An 8,758-nucleotide genomic window follows, 5' to 3' on the forward strand; every position below is an offset into this window, starting at 1 on the left:
CCTCGGCTACGCCTTCGACCGCGTCCTGTTCTACGGCACCGGCGGCTTCGCCTATGGCGGCGGCGGCGGTTCCGATTTCGGCCTGCCCAACAGCAGCCGCAACGACTTCCGCACCGGCTGGACCGCCGGCGGCGGCATCGAGTACGCCCTGCCCACCGACTCGTTCCTGAACTTCTTCCGCTCGTCCGCCGTGACGCTGAAGGTCGAAGGCCTGTACGTGAACCTCGACCGCGACAACGCCAACAACGGCGTGTTCGCCTACTCGGCTTCCAACGGCACCCTCTACCGCGTCAACTCCACCTACGCGACCGCCACCTCGGGCTACACCAGCCGCAGCTCCGACGAGTTCGCCCTCGTCCGCGCCGGCCTGAACTACAAGTTCGGCTCGTACTGAGACCGAGGGATCTTCGGGTCCCGACCAAAAGCGCCTTCCTGCGCCGAGGCGGACACCGCTTCGGCGCGGGACGGCGCGGTTCCAAGCGTCCCCAGCCCGATCAGCCCGGCCGTTTCGGTGCCCCGGCGCGCCCCGAGGAGCGATCCTCGGGGCGTTGTCGTGTCCGGGCGCTCGCCTCACCGCCGGAGGCGAAATCCCCGGAGGACGCTCCCGCCGGGGCTTGGGCTTTCGCCGCCGAATGAAGGGACCCGTCGATGAGCGGGACCGGCTGATGACGCCCGACGGGGCGCACCGGCAGCTGGGCCTCGCCGAGTCCGACCGCTGAGCGAACGGTGGATGCCCGACGGACCTTGCCGGAGATTGTCTCCGTTCGGCGCGTGCGCTCAACTCGTCCGGCGAGCGCGGAACCCGAATCGGGTTCGCGGCACCCGGTGAAGCATGGGGCTGGCGGCATGGGCTACACCATCACACCCATAAGGGCCCTGGCCCTGATGCAGGCGTCCGAACAGTTCGGCGGCCATCCCTGCACGCGGCATATCGGCCTCTCGAACGAACAGCTGATGCAGCGCCTGTATGCCGGGGACGGAGCCAGGGACGGCGGAATCCAGTACGTCTCGACCTTCACCCATGCGAGCGACGCCGCGAAGGCCGCCTCCCAGACCTTCAAGAACGCCGACAAGGTCATCAGCCGGCTGAACAGTGAGCGCCGTCCGGGTTTCTCGCCCATCCGGGTCGATGAGGTCTTCAAGGTCCGGTTCGCCCTCGGGGGCGGCGTGCGGGAATTCTACGCCAATCACATGACCCTGGTGCTGTTCCGCCTGGACGGTCAGTCCGGCGAGCAGTTCTACGTCAAGACGTTCTATCCCCTCCCCCCGAACGAACTCCGCGAGGTGCCCCTGCCGGGCAACGCCTGATCGCCGTCCGCAATCGCGGACGGGCGACGCCCTACAGGAACCCGCCGCCCGAATGGTCCTTGAACGCGTTCGCGCGCCGGATGTAGCCGACCACCGTGCGCGGGTCCCGATGGCCCGACTGGTCCATGATGCGGGCGAGGTCCGCACCGTGCTCGGCGGCCGTGGTGATGTAGCCGGCCCGCAGGGAATGCGCCGCGAAGGTCGCGGCGTCGAAGCCGGCGGCCTGCGCATAGCGCTTGATGATGCCCGCGACCGCATGGGTCGTGAGCCGTGACGGCGCGGCGGCCGGCGACCCGAGGCCGCGGACGTGCCCGGAGCGCGAGACCGGGCGGAACACCGGCCCGTCCGTGATCCCGGCGGCTGTGAGCCAGTCCCGCACCAGCGCCACCGGCCGGATGAAGCGCCCGTGCGGGATCGCCTTCTCGAACCCCCGCCCTTCCTGGTCCGTCTTCGAGCGCCGGACCATCACGCGCAGGCCCCCCGCGTCCTCGCGCAGGTCCGCCACGTCGAGGGCGACCAATTCGGAGCGCCGGAAGGCACCCGCGAAGCCGAGCGCCAGCAGGGCGCGGTCGCGCCGGCCCCCGAGCGTATCGGGAACCCGCATCAGCATCGCGCTCAGGATCTCGACCGTCGCGGCGGACTTCTGCACCGGGGCGACGCCGACCTTGCGCCGGATGCCACGGACCGCCGCCCGCACGCCCTCGTGGTTGGTCGGGTCCGCCGCGCCCGCGAGCCTGTGCGCATAGCGGATCGCGGCGCAGCGCCGGCCGATGGTCGAGGCGGCCCGGCCGGCCTCCGCCTCCGCCACGAGGAACGCGGCCACCACTTCCGGCAGGGCCGGCAGGGACAGCACGCCGTGGCGCCGGCACCACGCGCCGAACGCCGCCACATCGGTCTGATAGGCCTTGATCGTGGCGCTGGCCTGGCTGGCCCGCTGATAGGCCTGGACCATGGGTTCGAATTCGGCGGGCAGGGTCCCCAGAAGAGGGAGCGTTTCGAGCGGCATTGCGAAGAATCCGGGGTGGCGTGAGCGGCCCCCACCGCGCACCCGTCCCGGGCTCTCCGTCAAGGCCGCTCGAAACGCCGAACGATCCGGTCCGCCATGGCCTCGACCGCGACGCCGTTCACCGCGATCTCACCGGTCCGTCCGCTTGCGCAACTTCAGGGTGCTCCACTAGAGTTCTCCCCAAACGGGGGAAGACGTGCAGGACGACATCATTCGGATCGACTGCGAGGCGACCGAGCATGTCAGCCTCGCCTACCACGAGAACGCCATTCCCGTGGTTCGGGAAATCGTCATCCGCAACGCCTCGGAGGAGGACCTGCGCGACGCCGAAGTCAGGATCGAAAGTCGGCCGCCCGTCGTTCAACCGCTCACGCTCCGGATCGATCGCGTCGCCGCCGGAGCCAACCATCATATCGAGGCACCGGATCTCCGGCTCGATGCGTCCTTGCTCTCGGGCTTCACCGAAGCCGGCCGCCTCGAACTCACGGTTGTGCTCGCCGATGCGAGCGGCGAACGGGCTCGCCGCACCAGCGAACTGCGCCTGCTGCCGCCGTCGCATTGGGGCGGCGGTCGTAGCGCCCCCGAACTCCTGGCGGCCTTCGTGCGGCCGAACGACCCCGCCATCGACGTCATCCTGCGCGATGCGGCCACGAAGCTCGGCGAGGCCGGCCGCGAAACCGGCCTGAACGGCTACAGGACCGGCGGGAAGGCGCGCAGCTGGGAGCTCGCGGAGGCGATCTGGGCCGCGATCGCCGATCGGCGCATCGCCTACGTCCTGCCGCCCGCGAGCTTCGAGCAATCCGGCCAGAAGGTGCGCGGCCCGAGCGACGTGCTCGACCGGAAGGTGGGCACCTGCCTCGATCTCTCGCTGCTCTATGCGGCCTGTCTCGAGCAGGCGGGCCTCAATCCCGTTCTCGTTCTCACGGTCGGACACGCCTTCGTGGGATTGTGGCTGAAGGACGAGGATTTCTCGAACGCCACCGTCGACGACATGCAGCTCCTGCGCAAGCGGCGCGACCTGCAGGACATGATCTTCGTCGAGACGACGCTCCTGACCCAGAACCCGCCGGCACCGTTCGCGGCGGCCACGAGCCAGGGAAGCGGTCAGGTCGAGGAGAGCGCGACCGCCCCCCTCGAAATCGCGATCGACGTGCGGCGCTGCCGCCTGCGCAAGATCCTGCCGATGGATCTCGGCGAGCCGAAGCCGCCCGGCCTGTCCGTGGCCGAGACCGCTCCGCTGAACCAGGCTCTCTCGGCGCCCCCGGTCTTCCAGGACGAGGAGGTCCGACGAGCCGAAGCGGTGCCGGACGGCCCGGTCGATCGGCTCGACACGTGGAAGCGCAAGCTTCTCGACCTGACGCTGAAGAACAAGCTCCTGAACTTCAAGCCGGGCAAGGGCGTGGTTCTGCTCGAATGCGCCGATGCGGGCGCCCTCGAGGATCGGCTCGCGGCGGGTCATGCATTCCGGCTGATGCCGGTCTCCGACGTGCTGGATGGTTCCGACGCGCGCAGTGCCGAACTCTACGCCAGGCGCCATCATGACGATGGCCGCCGCAGCTATCTCGCGGCGGCCCTGGCGCGCGACGAGATCTACACGACGTCGACGGAGGCCGATCTCGACCGGCGGCTGCTCGACCTCTACCGCCTCGCCCGCAACGGGTTCGAGGAGGGGGGCGCCAACATCCTGTTCCTCGCCATCGGCTTCCTGTCGTGGACCCGCAAGGACGAAGAGGCCGCCCACCGCGCGCCGCTGCTCCTGGTCCCCGTCGCGCTCAGGCGCTCGAGCGTTCGCGCCGGTTTCCGCCTCGCGCTCCACGACGACGAGATCCGCATCAATCCGACGCTGCTCGAACTGCTGCGTGAGGATTTCCGCCTCCGGATGCCGGAGCTCGAGGGCGATCTGCCGCGCGACGACTCCGGCATCGACGTCGACGGGATCTTCCGGATCGTCCGCAGCCACGTGCGCGACCTGAAGGGCTGGGAGGTGGTGCCCGACGTCGCCCTCTCGGCCTTCTCCTTCACCAAATACCTGATGTGGAAGGACCTCGTCGATCGGGCCGCGCTTCTGAAGCGCAACCCGGTGGTGCGCCACCTGCTCGACACGCCCAAGCATGCCTACGGCGACGGGACGCCCTTTCCGGAGCCCGGCCGGCTCGACATCGAGCATCCGCCCGAAACGGTGTTCGCGCCGTTATCCGCGGATTCCTCGCAGCTTTCGGCGGTCATCGCGGCTGCGAACGGCAAGGACTTCGTGCTGTTCGGGCCACCCGGGACCGGCAAGAGCCAGACCATCGGCAACATGATCGCGCAATGTCTGGCGCAGGGACGCACGGTTCTGTTCGTCTCGCAGAAGACGGCCGCGCTGGAGGTGGTGCAGCGTCGCCTCCAGGAGATCGGCCTCGGCGATTACTGCCTGGAGGTCCACTCGACGAAGGCGCAGAAATCGACCGTGCTCGCCCAGCTCCGCCGGGCCTGGCACGAGCGGGCGACCCCGACACGGGGCGAGTGGGACCGGGCGACGGGGGAGCTGACCCAGATCCGCGACGAACTCAACGGCCTCGTCGCCGCCCTGCATCGTCGGCGGGAGAACGGCCTGACCGCCTACGAGGCGTTCGGAAAGGTCGTTGCGGCCGGACGGCTCGAGTCGCCCCTGGTCCTGACCTGGCCGGATCATCGGGCGCATGACGAAACCTCGCTGTCGACGTTGCGGGCGGCCTGTCGCGCGCTGCGCCCGGTTCTCGCGGCCGTCGGATCGCTCGTCGATCATCCCCTGCAGGGGATCGCGGCGACGCAGTGGTCCCCGGTCTGGCGGGACGACCTCATCGGCGCGATCAAGGCGCATGAGGACGCCCTCGACCGCCTGCGCGGCAGCGCTCGCGCGTTCGCGGAGGCGGTCGGTCTTCCGGACCTGCCGTCCACCTGGCCGGGGACCCGCGGCCTCCTCGTGCTCGGGGCCTATCTGGTCCGTCCGGATGCGCGCTGCGGGGCGGCCTTCCTCGCCGATGCCCCCGGAGACCTGCGCCGGGCCGTCGCCGCGCGGGAGCGTTTTCAGACCCTCGAGGCCGAGCGCTGGGCGCGCCTTGCCGGGCGCTACCGTCCCGGCATCCTCGATCAGGACCTGCCGGCGCTCCTCTCCGAATGGATCGCGGCGCAGGGCGCGAACTTCCTGGTCCGCAATGGGCGGATCCGGCGCGTCCAGCTTCGGGTGCAGCCCTACGCCGAGAGCGAACTCCCCGCGGATCTGGGGCCGGACCTCACCGGCCTGATCGAGATCGCCAAGCACGTCCGGGCGGGCTGCGCGGAGGAGGCTCACCTGGCCCCGCTCGGCGCCCCCTGGGACGCACCCGAAACCTTGGCCGAGGCGTTCCGGGCCCCGATGGACTGGGCGGAAAAGGTCGAACAGCTGCTCGACATTCTCGGCCTGCAGGCATTGGGCGTGGCCGCCTTGCGCGCCCATGTCGTCCAGCTCGTCCAGCGGGAAGGCCGGGCCCTGGCAGAGGGCGGCCGGATCGCGCAAGGCTACCGGGCCTTCTCCCAGGATCGCGCATCCGTGGTCGCGTCGATGAAGCGGCTCAACGAACTCGCGCAGTGCCCCGACCCCGAGGAGCCGCTCGCCGCCGGCGCGAACTGGATCGAGGACAGTCTGGCGCAGACCCGCCGGTGGACGTCGGGCCTCGGACGGGCGCAGGGCTGGTGCGCCTGGCAGGGCGCGGCGCGAAGCGCGCGAGAGGCCGGCCTTTCTCCCCTGATCGAGGGGCTGGAACAGGGCCGTGTTCCGCCGAACGGCGCGGAGGCGGCCTTCGAGACCGCGTACGCGCGCTGGTGGATCGACCGGGTCGTGAGCGACGATCCGGTACTGCGCCGCTTCCTTCCCGAACGGCACGAGGACGCGATCGAGCGGTTCCGCGCGGCGGACATCCGCGTCGGCGAATTCGCGAAGCGCGTCGTCCGGTCACGCCTCGGCGGCGGCATCCCGCAGCCGACGGCGTTCGGCGCCGATCCCGAATGGGGGACGTTGTCGCGCGAGCTCACCAAGAAGACGGCGCACATGCCGCTGCGCAAGCTGTTCGGCAACATGCCGACGGCGCTGACCCGCCTCACCCCTTGCGTGATGATGAGCCCGCTCTCGATCGCGCAGTACCTGCCGCCCGACAAGGCGCCCTTCGACGTCGTCATCTTCGACGAGGCCTCGCAGATCTCGCCCTGGGATGCGGTCGGCGCGATCGCTCGCGGCAAGCAGGTGGTGATCGTCGGCGACCCGGAGCAGTTGCCGCCGACCAATGTCGGCGACCGTGGCGTCGACGACATCGAGGACGGATCGGATGTCGGCGATCAGGAGTCGATTCTCGACGAGTGCCTCGCGGCCAACATTCCCCGCCGCAATCTCGATTGGCATTATCGCAGCCGCCACGAGAGCCTGATCGCCTTCTCGAATGCGCGCTACTACGGCGGCCGTCTCGTCACGTTCCCCTCCCCCGTGACCGACGACAGGGCCGTGCGCCTGAGTCTCGTTCCCGACGGCGTCTACGAGCGCGGGGCGGGCCGGGTGAACCGGCCGGAGGCGCGGGCCGTCGTCGCGGAGGTCATCGGCCGGCTTCGCGAGCCCGCCTTCGCGAACGAGCGCCGGTCGCTCGGCGTCGTCACCTTCAACGGCGAGCAGCAGCGCCTGATCGAGAACCTCCTCGACGAGCAGCGGCGTGCGCATCCCGAACTCGAGCCGTTCTTCGATCGCGAGCGCTGGCACGAGCCGGTCTTCGTCAAGAACCTCGAGAACGTGCAGGGCGACGAGCGCGACGTCATCATCTTCTCGGTGGCGGTCGGCCCCGACCAGACCGGGCGGCCCGTCAGCACGGTGTCGTCGCTCAACAAGGAGGGAGGCTACCGTCGCCTCAACGTCGCGATCACCCGGGCCCGGCGGGAACTCGTCGTCTTCGCGTCCCTTCGACCCGAGCAGATCGACCTGGGACGGACAGGATCGAGGGGGGTGCGGGACTTCAAGCACTTCCTGGAATTCGCCGAGCGCGGACCACGCGCGCTGGCCGAGGCCTTCGCTCCGACGGGCGGTGACGTCGAGTCGCCGTTCGAAGCCGCCGTGATGGACGCCCTGCAGGCCAGGGGCTGGACGGTTCACACGCAGATCGGCGTCTCCGGTTTCCGTGTCGATCTCGGGATCGTGCATCCCGACGCACCCGGCCGCTACCTCGCCGGCGTCGAGTGCGATGGCGCGACCTACCACAGCTCGGCCACGGCGCGTGATCGCGACCGCCTGCGGGAGCAGGTGCTGACGGATCTCGGCTGGCGCATCCGCCGGGTCTGGAGCACCGCGTGGTGGATGGATGCCGAGGCCGCGCTGGAGAAGCTGGACGGCCAGCTACGCGCGGACCTGGAGGCCGATCGCCAGCGCCTGGCCGCGGACCTCGAACCCTCGACGGAGGGCGGCACGGCGGCAGCGGAAGGTCTCGACGTCCTGGAGGACCCGGCCGCACCCGTTCCCCAAGCCGTGGCCGGGCAGGCGCCTGCGAACGATACGGCTCCGCCCGAGGATCTCGCCGATCCACCCCGGCTCTATGCGGATCGGGCCCCGGCTCGCGCTCCGCTCGTGCCGACCGCCGCGCCACTTCGTGAAGCGGCCGGCTATCGCATGGCCGATCTTTCGACGCTCGGGACGCCGATCGCGCCCGAACGCTTCTACGACGTGTCGTATCGTCCGTTCCTGAACGAGATGGTGGCCCACGTCCTGAGCGTCGAGGCGCCCATCTACGAGGACGTCCTCGTCCGCCGCATCGCTCGGGCCCATGGGATCCAGCGCGTCGGCCACCTCGTGCGCGAAGCGATCCTGGATCAGATCGGCGCGTCGGTCCCCCGAACGGATGACGAGGGACGCGCCCTCCTGTGGCCACCCGGACAGGAGCCGTCACCGCTCTCCCCCTTTCGTCCGGCACCAGCGGCCCTTCGCAGCCACACGGACACGCCGACGCCGGAACTCGTGAGCCTGGCGGCGACGCTTCGACCCGAGGCGTCCGACGCGGAGCGTGTCCGTCTGATGGCGCAGAAACTGGGATTGTCCCGCGTCGAAACCTCGACACGAGCCAGACTCGAGCGCGTCAGCGACCTTGCCCGCCAACGCGCCCCCACGGAGGTCGCCCAAGCTCGCGGATGGACACCCTGATCACGACGTCGCTCGCGCCGAAAAGCGCGACACGCCGATCAGAAACGCTCGTGGGAGCTTTAGGTGTATGGTCCCAGGATGAGGTGTGATACCGTTTCCGGCTGATTGATTCGGGACGGATTCCCGTTGAGGGGGATTGGGTTTAGCCTCCGCATCGTCTTGCGGAGGCAGGCATGGCACACATCGCCGACCATCTGAGCGTCGAGGAGCTGGGCCGGCGGGCTCGCACGAGCGCAGACGCCTGCGCGGCGCGTCACTATCAGGCGATTTGGCTT

3 protein-coding genes and 1 pseudogene are annotated in these 8,758 nt (G+C 69.9%); 3 read left to right on the plus strand and 1 reads right to left on the minus strand.

What is annotated here, in order from left to right; genetic code table 11:
* Together MKK54_RS18125 and MKK54_RS18130 are read left to right on the plus strand one after the other, a co-directional pair.
* Positions 1-394 (plus strand): annotated as a pseudogene (locus MKK54_RS18125) (porin family protein); the annotation flags it as partial.
* Positions 395-846: 452 nt separating this feature from the next.
* On the plus strand, positions 847-1,308 hold the full coding sequence (locus MKK54_RS18130; protein ID WP_244012735.1) for an RNase A-like domain-containing protein: 462 nt from the start codon (positions 847-849) through the stop codon (positions 1,306-1,308).
* A 31-nt stretch (positions 1,309-1,339) separates the two neighbouring features.
* Here MKK54_RS18130 and MKK54_RS18135 read toward each other — a convergent pair whose 3' ends face one another.
* Positions 1,340-2,314, minus strand: a complete 975-nt coding sequence (locus MKK54_RS18135) for a site-specific integrase (protein WP_244012737.1) — start codon at positions 2,312-2,314, stop codon at positions 1,340-1,342.
* A gap of 196 nt (positions 2,315-2,510) precedes the next feature.
* Here MKK54_RS18135 and MKK54_RS18140 point away from each other — a divergent pair, with 196 nt between their 5' ends.
* Positions 2,511-8,483, plus strand: coding sequence for a DUF3320 domain-containing protein (locus tag MKK54_RS18140; RefSeq protein ID WP_244012740.1), 5,973 nt, complete (start codon positions 2,511-2,513; stop codon positions 8,481-8,483).
* Positions 8,484-8,758: the final 275 nt, after the last annotated feature.

This window comes from Methylobacterium sp. J-068, assembly GCF_022829445.1.
Lineage (GTDB): Bacteria > Pseudomonadota > Alphaproteobacteria > Rhizobiales > Beijerinckiaceae > Methylobacterium.